The organism is Stenotrophomonas sp. CASM106 (assembly GCF_049384825.1).
Lineage (GTDB): Bacteria > Pseudomonadota > Gammaproteobacteria > Xanthomonadales > Xanthomonadaceae > Stenotrophomonas > Stenotrophomonas muris.
Window position 1 is genome coordinate 78,026 of record NZ_JBMRFS010000007.1, and the last position, 14,734, is coordinate 92,759.

General features: G+C 65.7%; 15 protein-coding genes. 12 read left to right on the forward strand and 3 right to left on the reverse strand.

The window, feature by feature from the left end:
* Window position 1 precedes the first annotated feature (1 nt).
* The 10 genes from VG556_RS16660 to VG556_RS16705 all read left to right on the forward strand — a co-directional run bounded on the left by VG556_RS16660 (window position 2) and on the right by VG556_RS16705 (window position 9,504).
* The gene (locus VG556_RS16660; RefSeq protein ID WP_014648497.1) at window positions 2-367 is read left to right on the forward strand and encodes a hypothetical protein; all 366 of its coding nucleotides are present in this window, start codon (window positions 2-4) and stop codon (window positions 365-367) included.
* Between the two features lie 31 nt (window positions 368-398).
* Complete coding sequence (gene atpB, locus VG556_RS16665; protein WP_014038569.1) at window positions 399-1,199, forward strand: F0F1 ATP synthase subunit A; 801 nt, start codon at window positions 399-401, stop codon at window positions 1,197-1,199.
* A 73-nt stretch (window positions 1,200-1,272) separates the two neighbouring features.
* Entirely contained in the window at window positions 1,273-1,578 is a 306-nt protein-coding gene (gene atpE / locus VG556_RS16670) for a F0F1 ATP synthase subunit C (protein ID WP_005411133.1), read from the forward strand.
* Between the two features lie 106 nt (window positions 1,579-1,684).
* Window positions 1,685-2,155, forward strand: coding sequence for a F0F1 ATP synthase subunit B (locus VG556_RS16675; RefSeq protein ID WP_005419512.1), 471 nt, complete (start codon window positions 1,685-1,687; stop codon window positions 2,153-2,155).
* A 2-nt stretch (window positions 2,156-2,157) separates the two neighbouring features.
* Window positions 2,158-2,685: a F0F1 ATP synthase subunit delta gene (locus tag VG556_RS16680; protein ID WP_032129048.1), complete on the forward strand. Its 528-nt coding sequence runs from the start codon at window positions 2,158-2,160 to the stop codon at window positions 2,683-2,685.
* A 44-nt stretch (window positions 2,686-2,729) separates the two neighbouring features.
* Complete coding sequence (gene atpA, locus VG556_RS16685; RefSeq protein WP_005419511.1) at window positions 2,730-4,277, forward strand: F0F1 ATP synthase subunit alpha; 1,548 nt, start codon at window positions 2,730-2,732, stop codon at window positions 4,275-4,277.
* A gap of 97 nt (window positions 4,278-4,374) precedes the next feature.
* Window positions 4,375-5,238, forward strand: coding sequence for a F0F1 ATP synthase subunit gamma (gene atpG, locus VG556_RS16690; RefSeq protein WP_014648494.1), 864 nt, complete (start codon window positions 4,375-4,377; stop codon window positions 5,236-5,238).
* Window positions 5,239-5,275: 37 nt separating this feature from the next.
* A complete protein-coding gene (gene atpD, locus VG556_RS16695) occupies window positions 5,276-6,682 on the forward strand; it encodes a F0F1 ATP synthase subunit beta (RefSeq protein ID WP_100450648.1) in 1,407 nt (468 codons plus the stop codon).
* A gap of 113 nt (window positions 6,683-6,795) precedes the next feature.
* Window positions 6,796-7,218: a F0F1 ATP synthase subunit epsilon gene (locus VG556_RS16700; protein WP_005419509.1), complete on the forward strand. Its 423-nt coding sequence runs from the start codon at window positions 6,796-6,798 to the stop codon at window positions 7,216-7,218.
* A gap of 72 nt (window positions 7,219-7,290) precedes the next feature.
* Complete coding sequence (locus tag VG556_RS16705) at window positions 7,291-9,504, forward strand: hypothetical protein (protein WP_100450647.1); 2,214 nt, start codon at window positions 7,291-7,293, stop codon at window positions 9,502-9,504.
* Between the two features lie 20 nt (window positions 9,505-9,524).
* On the opposite strand, the gene VG556_RS16710 is transcribed toward VG556_RS16705, so the two are convergent.
* A complete protein-coding gene (locus VG556_RS16710) occupies window positions 9,525-9,908 on the reverse strand; it encodes a GtrA family protein (protein ID WP_100450646.1) in 384 nt (127 codons plus the stop codon).
* 83 nt (window positions 9,909-9,991) lie between these two features.
* On the opposite strand from VG556_RS16710, the gene glmU reads away from it, so the two are divergent.
* Together glmU and VG556_RS16720 are read left to right on the forward strand one after the other, a co-directional pair.
* On the forward strand, window positions 9,992-11,359 hold the full coding sequence (gene glmU, locus VG556_RS16715) for a bifunctional UDP-N-acetylglucosamine diphosphorylase/glucosamine-1-phosphate N-acetyltransferase GlmU (protein WP_014648491.1): 1,368 nt from the start codon (window positions 9,992-9,994) through the stop codon (window positions 11,357-11,359).
* Window positions 11,328-11,861, forward strand: coding sequence for a GNAT family N-acetyltransferase (locus VG556_RS16720; protein ID WP_100450645.1), 534 nt, complete (start codon window positions 11,328-11,330; stop codon window positions 11,859-11,861). The genes glmU and VG556_RS16720 overlap by 32 nt, the downstream gene beginning before the upstream one ends.
* Window positions 11,862-11,917: 56 nt before the next feature.
* Here VG556_RS16720 and VG556_RS16725 read toward each other — a convergent pair whose 3' ends face one another.
* Both VG556_RS16725 and VG556_RS16730 read right to left on the reverse strand, forming a co-directional pair.
* On the reverse strand, window positions 11,918-13,270 hold the full coding sequence (locus VG556_RS16725; RefSeq protein WP_014648489.1) for a sensor histidine kinase: 1,353 nt from the start codon (window positions 13,268-13,270) through the stop codon (window positions 11,918-11,920).
* Window positions 13,267-14,613 (reverse strand): sigma-54-dependent transcriptional regulator, encoded by a 1,347-nt coding sequence (locus tag VG556_RS16730; protein WP_100450644.1) that lies wholly within the window; start codon window positions 14,611-14,613, stop codon window positions 13,267-13,269. Before VG556_RS16730 ends, VG556_RS16725 begins: the two co-directional genes overlap by 4 nt.
* Window positions 14,614-14,734 lie beyond the last annotated feature (121 nt).

The following is a 14,734-nucleotide window of genomic DNA, read 5'->3' on the forward strand; positions in this document are numbered from 1 at the left end:
TGTGCTGAACTCCGTTGATGCGGGTCGGCGACTGATGCTGCGCGCCGCGGTCTACCCGCTGGCCGCGGTGGCTGTCCTGGCCCTGGCCTTCCTGCTGGTAGGTCCGAAGTATGCCCTCGGCGCGCTGGCGTCCGGTGTGGCCATTTCGGCCGGCGGCTGGGTTGCGGCACGGATGGCTCTGGGCGGTGGTGCGGTGGCCGCAGGATCGGCGATGGCTCGCCTGATCATTGCGATCGTGGCCAAGTGGGTCGTGGTTTTCGGCGTCCTGCTGGTGGGGTTCCTGGTCTTCAAGCTGCCTGCATTGGCGCTGTTGGCCGGTATCGCCGTCGGCTTGATGTTCCAGGTCCTGGCCATGGCCAGGCGTTGACAGAATTCAATTAACTGAAGGTTCCGGACACATGGCGGGCGAGGCTCTAACCCCTACCAGCTACATCCAGCATCACCTGCACAACCTGACCGCACCGGTCGGCAAGGGTGAGGGTATGTTCTGGCATATCCACGTCGATACCTTCCTCACCGCCGTCCTGATGGGCCTGGTGATCGTTGTCGCGTTCTGGCTGGGGACCCGCAAGGCCACCGCCGGCGTGCCGGGCAAGTGGCAGGCCTTCGTCGAGATCTGCCTGGAGTTCGTCGACCGCCAGGCCAAGGACACCTACCACGGCAAGAGCAAGCTGGTCACGCCGATCGCCATCACGATCTTCTTCTGGATCCTGTTGATGAATCTGCTGAAGATGATCCCGGCCGATTTCATCGCCAAGCCGCTGGAATGGGTGGGCGTGCACTACTGGAAGCCGGTGCCGACCGCTGACGTCAATGCCACCCTCGGCATGGCCATCAGCGTGTTCTTCCTGATGCTGTTCTTCGCGCTCAAGTCCAAGGGCCTGGTCGGCTTCGTCAAGGAATTCCTGACGGCGCCGTTCGGCAAGTGGATGATGCCGTTCAACCTGATCCTCAACATCGTCGAGTGGCTGAGCAAGCCGATCTCGCTGGCGATGCGACTGTTCGGCAACATGTTCGGCGGCGAAATCGTGTTCCTGCTGATCTGGGTGCTGGGTGGTGCCGGTTTCTTCGGTGCCATCGCGGGTGGTGTGTTCGGCCTCGGCTGGATGCTGTTCCACCTGCTGGTGATCCCGCTGCAGGCCTTCATCTTCATGATGCTGTCGATCGTGTACCTGAGCCTGTCGGAAGACGCTCACTGAGTTTCAAGCTTCAACGCGTTTCAACCTTCATCCGTTTCATCACCCTTAGCAACTTAAGTTCCTGGAGATAACCATGTACTTCGCCGTCCTGACCAACTTCGCGCAGATTCAGAGCTCCACCGCCCTTGCCGTCGGCATCATGATCGGCCTGGCCGCGCTGGGCGCCGGTCTGGGTCTGGCCATCATGGCTGGTAAGTTCCTGGAGTCGGCCGCGCGCCAGCCGGAACTGATCCCGGTCCTGCAGGTCCGCATGTTCATCACCGCCGGCCTGATCGACGCCGCGTTCATCATCTCGGTCGCCGTTGGCCTGCTGCTGGCCTTCGCCAACCCGCTGTCGGCTGCCTTTGCTGGCGCCGTCACCAAGGCTCTGGCCGGCTGATACAGCGGTTTGAGACGACCGGGTGCTGATGCACCCGGTTTCGGATGAAGGCCGGATGTGCCGCTTCGGCGGCACGTCCACCCCGAAACCAGCGATCGAGCTAACCATGAATATCAATTTCACCCTTCTTGCGCAGGCGCTGGCCTTCGCTGGTCTGATCTGGATCATCGCGACCAAGATCTGGCCGCCGCTGATGAACGCGATCGAAGAGCGCCAGCAGAAGATTGCTGAAGGCCTCGCTGCTGCCGACCGCAGCCAGAAAGATCTGGCCCAGGCGCAGGAGAAGGTCAACGAAGCGCTGAAGGAAGCCCGCACCAAGGCCAACGAGATCATCGATCAGGCCCACGCGCGTGCCAACCAGATCGTTGATGCAGCCCGTAACGAAGCGATCACCGAAGCCACCCGTCAGAAGGAACTGGCCCAGGCTGAAATCGACGCCGCCGCCAACCGTGCCCGTGAAGATCTGCGCAAGCAGGTGTCCGCGCTGGCCGTGACCGGTGCCGAAAAGCTGCTCAAGCGCGAAATCGACGCCAACGCCCACAAGGCGCTGCTCGACGAGCTGGCCTCGGAGATCTAAGGATGAGCCAGGCCCTCACGCTTGCCCGCCCGTACGCCCGCGCCGCGTTCGCGACCGCGCGCGACGAAGGTGCGTTCGCGCCGTGGTCGGACGCCCTGGCGTTCTCCGCCCACGTCGCCGCCGACCCGCGCGTGGCGGCCCTGCTCGCCAACCCGGAGCTGGGTCGTGACGACGCCGTCGCCCTGCTGGCGCCGGTGTCGCACGGCGAGACCTACTCGCGCTTCCTGGCCATCCTGGCCGAATCGCATCGTCTGCCGCTGCTGCCGGAAATCTCCGGCATGTTCGACGCCCTGCGCGCCGAAGCCGAGCACGTGGTCAAGGCCACGGTGACCTCGGCTTCCGAGCTGTCGGCCGGCGAGCTGGACGCGATCAAGGTCGCGCTGCGCAAGCGCTTCAACCGCGAGGTCGACGTGACCACCGCGGTCGATGCTTCGCTGATCGGCGGCGCCGTGATCGACGCCGGCGACGTGGTCATCGATGGTTCGCTGAAGGGCAAGCTGGCCCGTCTGCAGACCGCGCTCGCTAACTGAATTCATTTAACGTCCGGCCCCGCTGCCGGCACTAGGACTTGACGATGGCAACCACGCTCAACCCCTCCGAAATCAGCGAACTGATCAAGAACCGCATCGAGAAGGTCAAGCTGGCCGCGGAATCGCGCAACGAAGGCACCGTGACCAGCGTGTCCGACGGCATCGTGCGCATCTTCGGTCTGGCCGACGTGATGCAGGGCGAAATGATCGAACTGCCGAACAACACCTTCGCCCTGGCCCTGAACCTGGAGCGCGACTCGGTCGGCGCCGTGGTCCTGGGTGACTACGAGCACCTGCGCGAAGGCGACGTCGCCAAGACCACCGGCCGCATCCTGGAAGTGCCGGTCGGCCCGGAACTGCTGGGCCGCGTCGTGAACGCGCTGGGCGAGCCGATCGACGGCAAGGGCCCGCTGGGCACCGACCTGACCGCTCCGGTGGAACGCGTTGCTCCGGGCGTGATCTGGCGCAAGTCGGTCGACCAGCCGGTGCAGACCGGTTACAAGTCGGTCGACTCGATGATCCCGATCGGCCGTGGCCAGCGCGAGCTGATCATCGGTGACCGCCAGACCGGCAAGACCGCCATGGCGATCGATGCGGTGATCAACCAGAAGGGCACCGGCATCAAGTGCGTGTACGTTGCGATCGGCCAGAAGGCGTCGACCATCGCCAACATCGTGCGCAAGCTGGAAGAGAACGGCGCGCTGGCCCACACCATCGTGGTGGCCGCGACCGCTTCCGAATCGGCTGCCATGCAGTACATCAGCGCCTACTCGGGCTGCACCATGGGTGAGTACTTCATGGACCGCGGCGAAGACGCGCTGATCGTGTACGACGATCTGTCCAAGCAGGCCGTTGCCTACCGCCAGATCTCGCTGCTGCTGAAGCGTCCGCCGGGCCGTGAAGCCTACCCGGGTGACGTGTTCTACCTGCACTCCCGTCTGCTCGAGCGCGCTGCCCGCGTGTCCGAGGAATACGTCGAGAAGTTCACCGAAGGCAAGGTCACCGGCAAGACCGGTTCGCTGACCGCGCTGCCGATCATCGAGACCCAGGCCGGCGACGTGTCCGCCTTCGTTCCGACCAACGTGATCTCGATCACCGACGGCCAGATCTTCCTGGAAACCGACCTGTTCAACGCCGGCATCCGTCCGGCCGTGAACGCCGGTATCTCGGTGTCGCGCGTCGGTGGCTCGGCCCAGACCAAGATCATCAAGAAGCTGTCGGGCGGCATCCGTATCTCGCTGGCCCAGTACCGCGAGCTGGCTGCGTTCGCGCAGTTCGCCTCGGACCTGGACGAAGCGACCCGCAAGCAGCTGGAGCGTGGCCAGCGCGTCACCGAGCTGATGAAGCAGAAGCAGTACGCGCCGATGTCGATCGCCAACCAGGCGCTGTCGATCTACGCCGTCAACGAGGGTTACCTCGACGACGTGCCGGTCAACAAGCTGCTGGCGTTCGAAGAAGGCCTGCACGCCCACTTCGCCAACACCCAGGGCGAGCTGATCAGCAAGGTCAACGCCACCGGCGGTTGGGACAACGACATCGAAGGTGCCTTCAAGAAGGGCATCGCCGAGTTCAAGACCACCGGCAGCTGGTAATCGCGGTCCTGTAGAGCGGAGCCGCTGGCTCCGCTGGACCAGATGACAAACGGTTGAACAACGCGGGGCATCAGCCCCGCGCCACGGGAAACAAGAGATGGCAAGCGGACGCGAAATCAAAACCAAGATCAAGAGCGTGCAAAACACCCGCAAGGTGACGCGCGCCCTGGAAATGGTCTCGGCCTCCAAGATCCGCAAGGCGCAGGATCGGATGAAGACCTCGCGTCCGTACGCGCAGGCGATGAAGCAGGTGATCGGTCATCTGGCCCAGGCCAGCACCGACTACCAGCATCCGTTCCTGGTCGAGCGCGAGCAGGTCAAGCGGGTCGGTTTCATCGTGATCTCCTCCGATCGCGGTCTGGCCGGCGGCCTGAACAACAACCTGTTCCGCAAGATGCTGGGCGAAGCCAAGGCATGGCAGGACAAGGGTGCCGAAGTGGACCTGGTGACCATCGGCCAGAAGGCTTCGACCTTCTTCCGCCGCGTGAAGGTCAACATGGTCGGCAGCGTGACCCACATCGGCGACGTGCCGAAGCTGGAATCGCTGATCGGTGTGATCAAGGTCATGCTCGACGCCTTCACCGAAGGCAGGATCGACCGCGTGTACCTGGTCTACAACCGCTTCGTGAACACCATGGTGCAGAAGGCCAGCTTCGATCAGCTGCTGCCGCTGCCGCCGGCTGAGAAGCAGGTCGCTCACCACGACTGGGACTACCTGTACGAACCCGATGCCGCGACCGTGCTCGAGCACGTGATGACGCGTTACATCGAGTCGCTGGTGTACCAGGCACTGCTGGAAAACGTCGCCTCCGAGCATGCGGCACGCATGGTTGCGATGAAGGCGGCGAGCGACAACGCCAACAAGCTGATCGGCACCCTGCAGCTCGTCTACAACAAGGCGCGCCAGGCAGCGATCACCCAGGAAATCTCCGAAATCGTCGGCGGCGCGGCAGCAGTCTGACCGCGTTCGTTCAAAGCACACATTAGAGGATGCAGCAATGAGTCAGGGCAAGATCGTTCAGATCATCGGCGCGGTCGTCGACGTCGAATTCCCGCGTGAATCGGTGCCGAAGGTGTACGACGCACTGAAGGTGGAAAACACCGAGATCACCCTCGAAGTCCAGCAGCAGCTGGGCGACGGCGTGGTGCGTACCATCGCCCTCGGTTCCACCGACGGCCTGAAGCGCAACCTGGTTGCCGTCAACACCGGCCGTGGCATCTCGGTGCCGGTCGGCGCCGGTACCCTGGGCCGCATCATGGACGTGCTTGGCCGTCCGATCGACGAAGCCGGCCCGGTCGCTGCCAGCGACAACTGGGAAATCCACCGCGCTGCGCCGTCGTATGAAGACCAGTCCCCGGCCACCGAGCTGCTGGAAACCGGCATCAAGGTCATCGACCTGATGTGCCCGTTCGCCAAGGGCGGCAAGGTCGGCCTGTTCGGCGGCGCCGGCGTCGGCAAGACCGTCAACATGATGGAACTGATCAACAACATCGCCAAGGCGCACAGCGGTCTGTCCGTGTTCGCCGGCGTGGGTGAGCGTACCCGTGAGGGCAACGACTTCTACCACGAAATGAAGGACTCCAACGTCCTGGACAAGGTGGCGATGGTGTACGGCCAGATGAACGAGCCGCCGGGCAACCGTCTGCGCGTCGCCCTGACCGGCCTGACCATGGCCGAGTACTTCCGCGACGAGAAGGACGAAAACGGCAAGGGTAAGGACGTCCTGCTGTTCGTCGACAACATCTACCGTTACACCCTGGCCGGTACCGAAGTGTCGGCACTGCTGGGCCGCATGCCGTCCGCCGTGGGTTACCAGCCGACCCTGGCCGAGGAAATGGGCGTCCTGCAGGAGCGCATCACCTCGACCAAGAACGGTTCGATCACCTCGATCCAGGCCGTCTACGTTCCCGCGGACGACCTGACCGACCCGTCGCCGGCGACCACCTTCGCCCACCTGGACTCGACCGTGACCCTGTCGCGTTCGATCGCCTCGCTGGGTATCTACCCGGCCGTCGATCCGCTGGACTCCACCAGCCGCCAGATGGATCCGCTGGTCATCGGCCACGAGCACTACGACACCGCCCAGCGCGTCCAGCAGACCCTGCAGAAGTACAAGGAACTGAAGGACATCATCGCGATCCTGGGCATGGACGAGCTGTCCGAGCAAGACAAGCAGGCCGTGTCGCGCGCCCGCAAGATCGAGCGCTTCTTCAGCCAGCCGTTCCACGTGGCCGAAGTGTTCACCGGTTCGCCGGGCAAGTACGTGCCGCTGAAGGACACCATCCGTGGCTTCAAGGCCATCGTCGATGGCGAGTACGACCACCTGCCGGAGCAGGCGTTCTACATGGTCGGCGGCATCGAAGAAGCGGTCGAGAAGGCCAAGAAGATGGCCGAGAAGGCCTGATCCGGGACGGGCGGGAGCGATCCTGCCCGACCTGACGCCGGCGCCGGGCAACCGCCCGCGCCGGTGGACCCCCACGGCGGCATTGCGCCGCCGCGAACAGCGAAGAGATTTGCATGAGCACGATCCGTTGCGACATCGTCAGCGCCGAGCAGGAAATCTTCCGTGGCGAAGCGACCCTGGTCGTGGCCACCGGTGAGCTGGGCGAACTGGGCATCGCGCCCAAGCACGCGCCGCTGATCACCCGCCTGAAGCCGGGCAAGGTGGTGGTGACCACGCCGAACGGCGAGCAGCTGGATTTCGCCATTTCCGGCGGCATCCTGGAAGTGCAGCCGCAGGTGGTGACCGTGCTGGCCGACACCGCGATCCGCGCGCAGGACATCGACGAAGCCTCGGTCCGCAAGGCCAAGGAAGAAGCCGAGCGCATCCTGGCCAACCGCGGCGAAGCGATGGAAGTGGCTGAAGCCCAGCAGAAGCTGGCCGAAGCCGTCGTCCAGCTGCAGGCGCTGGAGCGCCTGCGCAAGAATCTCAAGCACTGAGGTTCGCGCGTCATCAAGCACAAGCGCCGGCTAGCTGCCGGCGTTTTTGTTTGTTCGCCACAGGAGCAGGGAATGCAGCACCACTCGACAGCGATTGAAGGCAGCAGCTGGCAGCGGCCGTGGCGCACACCGGCAGGCGTGTTCCTGATTGCGTGGATCGTTCTGTGCCTGCCATGGCTCAGTGGCATCAAGACCATTCCCTTTGATGCCGTGCAGCAGTTCTTCCCGGCGGTCAGTTTCAGTGCCGAGCAGTTGCGTCACCTGCAGGCCCCCTGGTGGAATCCGTATCTCTACGGTGGCTACCCGCAGGTGGCCGATCCGCAGATGATGACGCTGCAGCCGACGATGCTGCTGCCGATGCTGCTGGCGCCGGGCTCCCTGCACCTGTTCACGGTGGTGGTGCTGCTACATGTGCTGGCAGGCGGCCTGGGTGCACTGCGGTTGAGCCGCGTGCAGGGCATGCCGCCGCCGGCGCAGCTGCTGTTCGCACTCACGCTGATGTTTGGTGGCGTGGCCGCGTCGCGCCTGCAGCACACGCCGATGGTCATCAGCTACTGCCTGCTGCCCTGGCTGTGGCTGGGCCTGGAGCAGGTCCGCCGGCGGGGACGGATGCGCGACATCCTGCTGGCCGGTGTGGCCGGCGGGATGTGTGCGCTTCAACTGACCCAAGTCACCTATTTCATCATCCTCGCGTGCGTGATCTACGCCGTGGCTGCTGTCGTGCTGGCACAGGGGCAGCGCATGCGCCTGCTGTGGCAGCTGGGCGTGGTGGCCATTCTCGCCGGTGGTGTCAGTGCGCCGCAGTGGCTGTCCACGCTGGCCTGGCTGGACCAGACCAATCGCAATGGCCTGACGCTGGAAGCCGCGCTGCCGGGTGCCATCCACTGGCAGACACTGGTGACACTGCTGTCGGGCAACGTGTTCTCGCAGGGGCGCGGCGACAGCTGGGCCTTCGGTGATATCAGCGCCGATTACCTCTATGTGGGGGCAGTGCCGCTGGCGCTGTGGCTGCTCTGGGGCGGTGAGGTGCTGCGGCGCAAGCCGGCGGCGACGCGCGTCGCGCTGTGTGCGCTGACGCTGGCGATCATGGTCGCGGTGGGTGGCGCCACGCCGCTGTTCCCCTGGTTGTTCGGCTGGCTTCCGGGGCTGGACCTGTTCCGGCGCCCGTCCGATGCGCTGTTCCTTACCGTGCCTGCGGCGGCGTGGCTGGGTGCCAGTGCCCTGCAGGTTGCCCTGCAGCGGCAGCCATTGCGATTGCATCGGGTGTCCGTGGCGGTCGTCGCAGTGCTGGGCGCGTGCGCTGCGTGGCTGGCGATCGATCATGGTCATCCGCTCGCTTTCGCCTGGCTTGCGGTCAGCGCCGCGCTGGGCGTAGCCGCGGTGTGGGTGCTGCGCCGCCACCAGTCACCTGCGCGCTGGGTGCTGGCGCTGGTGCTGTTGGACCTGCTGCTGTTCAACGTCGGCACCAGGTTCAACGCGGGCAGCGGCACAAAGTCGGTGCTCACCGCCGATCGTGCGGGTCCTGCGCAGCGCGCCTATGCGCTGCTGGCGGCAGAGCGGCATATCGGCATACCCGAGCGCGCGGTGGTCTTCGGCATCGGCGGACTCACCAACGGCGCGGCGGTGCATGCCATTGCGCTGGCAAACGGCTACAACCCGCTGCTGGCAAGCGACTATCTGCAGATGACCGGGATGCCGGGCGAGCCGGTGGATACCTTCCAGCAGAAGGTCCCCACTGCCTGGATGCCAGACACCGCTGCTCCCCTGTACGACCTGCTGGGCGTGCGTTGGCTGCTGGCCCAGGAGCCGTTCCCGGGCTCCAGCGCGCAGGGCGACCAGGTGGAACTTGCGCGGCGTGACAGCGTGCTGCCACGGGTGCTGAATCCGCGGCAGGTGCGCCGCCATGAGGAGCGTCTACCGCCTGCGCCGCTGTTCAACCAGACCGATTTCAACCGGCAGCTATGGCTGCCGGCAGCCGCCAGCAGCCACTGTGCCGAACAGGATGCCGGCGAGGCCACGGTACAGGTGCTGCACTACCAGCCGGGACGCATCGAGCTGACGGTGGTGGCCGACGATGCAGCATGGGTGGTGATCAACGAAACCACCGGTCGTGGCTGGCAGGCGCAGCTCGAGGATGGCCAGGTACTGCCGCTGCTGCGCGGCAATGGCCTCTTCCATGCGTTGTGCGTGCCGGCCGGGCAGCATCAGGTGCGGTTGCGCTACAGCGCGCTGCAGCTGTGGCGTGAGGGACTGGGAGCGCGCCTGCGCCGTGACGGTGATCGCTGACCGCTGACCGCTGACCGCGATCAGCGGTACACCACATAGCGCATCAACAGGAACGACACGCACGCCAGCCCGCCTTCCACCAGTGGCTTGGCCAGCCAGGTGTACTGCAGGCCCAGCGCGTGGTCGACCAGGCTCACCAGCAACGTGCTTGCCGCGGTCAGCAGCAGCCACAGCCCGAAGAAGCGTACAAAGCGCCTCCAGCCCAGCTTGTGGGTGCCGGCCTCGGCAAAGGTGTAGCGGCCGTTGAGCCAGAAGCCCAGCAGCATGCCGGCCAGGCGTCCGGCGACGTTGGCCGGTGCGACCGGCATGCCAAGCGCGGTGGCGACCACGAACACCAGCCAATCGACCAGCAGCTGCACGAGCCCGATCACGAGGTAGGCGCTTCCCTGGCGGACAAGGCTCATCGGCATGGTGAAGGAGGAGGGATGCCCATGTTAACGGCGTACGCTCTAGAATCGTCGGCAACGAACCACGGACTGCCGTTCCCATGACCCAAGCCCTGCACGTCATCATCCTCGCCGCCGGCGCCGGCAAGCGCATGAGGTCGGTGCTGCCGAAGGTGCTGCAGCCGATCGCCGGCCAACCGATGCTGGCGCACGTGATCGATGCGGCCCGCGAACTGCAACCGGCGGCCATCCATGTGGTCTACGGCCATGGCGGTGAGGCGGTGCGGCAACAGTTCGCCGACCAGCCCGACCTGCAGTGGGCTGAACAGGCGCAGCAGCTGGGTACGGGCCACGCGGTGGCGCAGGCGATGCCGCAGGTGCCGGATGCCGTGCAGGTGCTGGTGCTGTACGGCGATGTACCGCTGATCCGCGCGCAGACCCTGCGCGATCTGCTGGCGCAGCCAGGGCGGTTGGCGGTACTGGTCGCCGAGGTTGATGACCCGACCGGTTACGGCCGCGTGCTGCGCGATGCCGAAGGCAAGGTGGGAGCGATCGTCGAGCAGAAGGACGCGACCGACGACCAGCTGCGCGTGCGCACGATCAACACCGGCATCATCGCCGCGGAGTCGACCGCGCTGCGCCGCTGGCTGTCGCAGCTGTCCAACCGCAATGCACAGGGCGAGTACTACCTGACCGACGTGTTCGCGTTTGCCGCGCATGAGTACACCCCGGCCGAAATGGCGCTGGTGGCCGACGCGCAGGAAGCCGAGGGGGCAAACGATCCCTGGCAGCTGTCTCAGCTGGAGCGTGCCTGGCAGCATCGCGCCGTGCGTGCGCTGTGCGCACAGGGTGCACGCGTGCGCGACCCGGCACGACTCGACATCCGTGGCACCGTCACCGTGGGCAGTGACGTGCTGATCGATGTCGATGTCGTTCTCGAAGGCAACATCGTGCTCGGCGACGGCGTTACCATCGGCCCGTTCAACCGCCTGAAGGACGTTACTCTCGGCCCCGGTACCGAAGTACGCGCGCACTGTGATCTGGAGGGTGTGGTCACCGAAGGCGCGGCACTGGTCGGTCCGTTCGCGCGCCTCCGCCCAGGTACCGTGCTGGCCGATGGCGTGCACGTCGGCAACTTCGTCGAAACCAAGAAGGTCACCCTTGGCGTCGGCAGCAAGGCCAACCACCTCACCTATCTGGGTGATGCGGTGATCGGCAGCAAGGTGAACATCGGTGCCGGCACCATCACCTGCAACTACGACGGCGTGAACAAGTCGACCACCACCATCGGCGACAACGCGTTCATCGGTTCCAACAGTTCGTTGGTGGCGCCGCTGACGATCGGCGAGGGCGCGACCATCGCTGCCGGTTCGGTCATCACCCGCACCGCCCCGGACGGCAAGCTGACACTGGCCCGCGCACGACAGGAAACCATCGATGGCTGGAAGCGCCCGGTCAAGAAGTCCTGAGCCACGTATTCCGCATGCCGACGAGCTCGGCGTGCTGCCGGCAATTGAACAGCGTGCCGGCGAACTGCTGAAGGATCACGAAGCCCATCCGGTATTTGCCAGCCACGGCCTGGATCTGCCGACGCTGCAGGACGGCCTTCAGCGGGGCCAGTTGTGGGTTGTGGATGGCCCCGGCGGCGACATTGCCGGCTACCTGCTGGGCGGCGAGCTGTGTGGCGAGTTCCATGTCCTGCAGATGGATGTGGACCCGGCGCACGCGCGTCGTGGCCATGGCCGTGCATTGCTGCGGCACGCCTTGGCGCAGGCCAGGGCCACCGGCTTTGCTGCAGCGGTGCTGACCACCTTGAGCGATGTGCCATGGAATGCAGCCTTCTATGCCAGCGAAGGGTTCGACGTAGTGCCTGAGGCTGAGTGGAACGACGGCCTGCGCGCCGTCATGGCCGAAGAGGCTGCGCTCGGGTTTCCGATGCACCTGCGGGTGGCGATGCGGCGGGCCTGGTAGGTGCCGGCCCTGGTCGGCACATCCACGCATGGCGTGGATCTACCCGATCGGCCCGCTCAACCCACCGGCAACAGGATCGACACGCACAACCCGCCATCGCCGCGGTTCTGCAGCGACACGCGGCCACCGTGCGCTTCCACGATCTCGCGCGTCAGTGCCAACCCCAGGCCGGTGCCGTTGCGCTTGGTCGAATAGAACGGCATCAAGGCGTTCTGCAGCACCTGCTCGTTCATGCCCTTGCCGCGATCCAGTACGTCCAGGCGCAGCCATTGCGGCAGCCGTGTGAGTTGCACCTGTACGTCATCGTTGGGCGGATCGGCCTCGGCGCAGGCTTCATGCGCGTTCTTCAGAAGGTTCAACAGCGCCTGCCCGAACTGCGCGATGTCGATGCGGCTGCTCAGGTCCTCGTCCGGCTCGCGTTCCATGGTGAACGGGATCTGCTGGCGCAGGCTGGACAGGAACGGCGCCCAGTGCACGGTCTGCAGTTGCGGCTGCGGCAGCTTGGCGAAGCGTGCATAGCCACGGATGAAGCCTTCCAGGTGGCGTGCGCGGTCCTCGATGGTGGTGAAGATCTCCGGCAACCGGTCGAAGCGTTCGCGCTGCACCAGCACGCCACCGGAGTGGGCAAGCGAGGCGATCGGTGCCAGTGAGTTGTTGAGCTCGTGGCTGATTACCCGGATCACCTTCTTCCACGTCTGCACTTCCTGGCGGCGCAGTTCGGCGGTGAGCAGGCGTACCAGCAGCAGGTCGTGCGGACGGCCGTTGAGCTGGAAGGCGCGGCGCGACAGGTGGTAGACCTGCTCGTCATCCTCGTCGCCGTCCTCGCCCTCGGCATGCACCGCGAACAGGCTGTCGCCGCCACGGGCGATGGCATCGCGCAGCTCTACCGGCACCTGTTCCAGCACCTCTTCCAGACGCTGGCCTTCCAGCTTCCAGCCGCCATGCAGCAGCTTGCGCGCAGCCAGGTTGGAGAACACCACGCGGGCGATGCCATCGCCGCCGGAGGCAATCAGCAGCATGGCCACCGGCGTGTTCTGCACCATGGTGTCCAGCAGCAGTTCGCGCTGCACCAGGCCCTGCCGCTGTTCGCGCAGCACATCGCCCAGCTCGCGGTGCGCCTGCACCAGGTCGCCCAGTTCGTCGTTGCCCGGCCAGTACACGCCGAAGTTGTACTCGCCGTCGCGGTAGCTGCTGGTGGTGCCGGACAGTGCGCGCATCAGCGAGCGCACCGGTGCGGTGGCACGGCGCAGGGTCCACCACATCAACGCCAGCAGGATCACGGCCGACGCCGTGGTCACCACCCAGCCATGGTTCATCCAGTACGCCAGCAGCCACGGCAGCGCAGCGGCCAGCGCCAGCACCGGCAGCAGGCGCAGGAACAGGCGGAAGGTGAACGAGCGCCGTTTCATTCGCGTGGGATGCCGTGGCGGTCCATGCGCCGGTACAGGGCCTGGCGGCTCAGGCCGAGTTCGGCAGCCGCCTGGGCGATGACGCCGTGGTTGCGTGCCAGCACGTCCTCGATGCGCTCACGGTCGGGATCGTTGCCAGCGCTCGGTGCAGGTCGTGGCGCCGGTGCGGTGCGCGGTAGGTTCAGGTCGGCCACCTCGATGCGGTTGCCGGTCGCCAGCAGTTCGGCACGCTGGATCACGTTGCGCAGTTCGCGCACGTTGCCCGGCCACGGGTGCCGTTGCAGGGCGGCACTGGCGGCACTGGACAGCGGCTTGCCGGCCGTCAGGAAACGCTCGGCCAGTGGCACGATGTCGCCCGCGCGCTCGGCCAACGGCGGTAGTACCAGTTCCACTGTATTGAGGCGGTAGTAGAGATCTTCGCGGAACGTGCCGTCGCGGATCATCGCCGGCAGGTCGGCATTGGTCGCGCTGACCACGCGGACTTTGACCTGGCGTTCGCGATTGGAACCCAGGCGCTCGAAGCGGCCGGTTTCCAGCACGCGCAACAGCTTCATCTGCCCGCCCAGCGACAGGTTGCCGATCTCATCCAGGAACAGCGTGCCTCCGTCGGCGGCTTCGAACTTGCCCTCGCGTGCCTTGTTGGCGCCGGTGTAGGCGCCGGCCTCGGCACCGAACAGTTCGGCCTCGATCAGCTCCGACGGCAACGCGCCGCAGTTGACCGTGATGAACGGGCCCTTGGCCACCAGTGAATTGGCCTGGATGATCTGCGCGATCTTCTCCTTGCCGGCACCATTGGGACCGGTGATCAGCACCGGCAGCTCGGAGCGCGCGACCTGGCAGGCCAGGGCGATGACGCGCTCGCTGGCCGGATCGGCGAAGACCGCACCGCACAGGTCGTACTTTTCTTCCAGCGCATTGCGCTGGCGCAGCTCGCGGCTGCGGCGGCGGTCCAGTTCGCGCCGCGCCTCGGACAGCTCCAGCAGGTTGTTGACCGTGGTCAGCAGCTTGCGGTCGTCCCAGGGCTTGGCCAGGTAGTCGGCGGCGCCGGCCTTGACCAGGTCCACCGCGCTGCTCAGGTGGGTCCAGGCGGTCAGCAGGATCACCGGCAGGTCCGGGTGGCGTGCGCGGATCTGTGCGAACAGCGCTTCGCCCTCCTCGCCGGAGGTGGTGTCCTCGCTGAAGTTCATGTCCTGGATCACCAGGTCGACCGGCTGCGACTCGAGCAGTGCCAGCCCCTCGGCCGGGCACTGCGCCTGCAGGGTGTCGATGTCGTGCAGGGAGAACAGCACGTCCAGTGCAGTGCCCACACTGGCGTTGTCGTCGATGATCAGGATCGAAGGCATCAAGCGGTTCTGCAGAAAGGGATGGGCGGCGCCGATGGAGCCGTGTTCGTGTCCATACGCCGGGAGAGCCCGGCGCCACCCATCAAGCATAGCCAAACCCGTAGCCGTCGGGGCGGCGGGC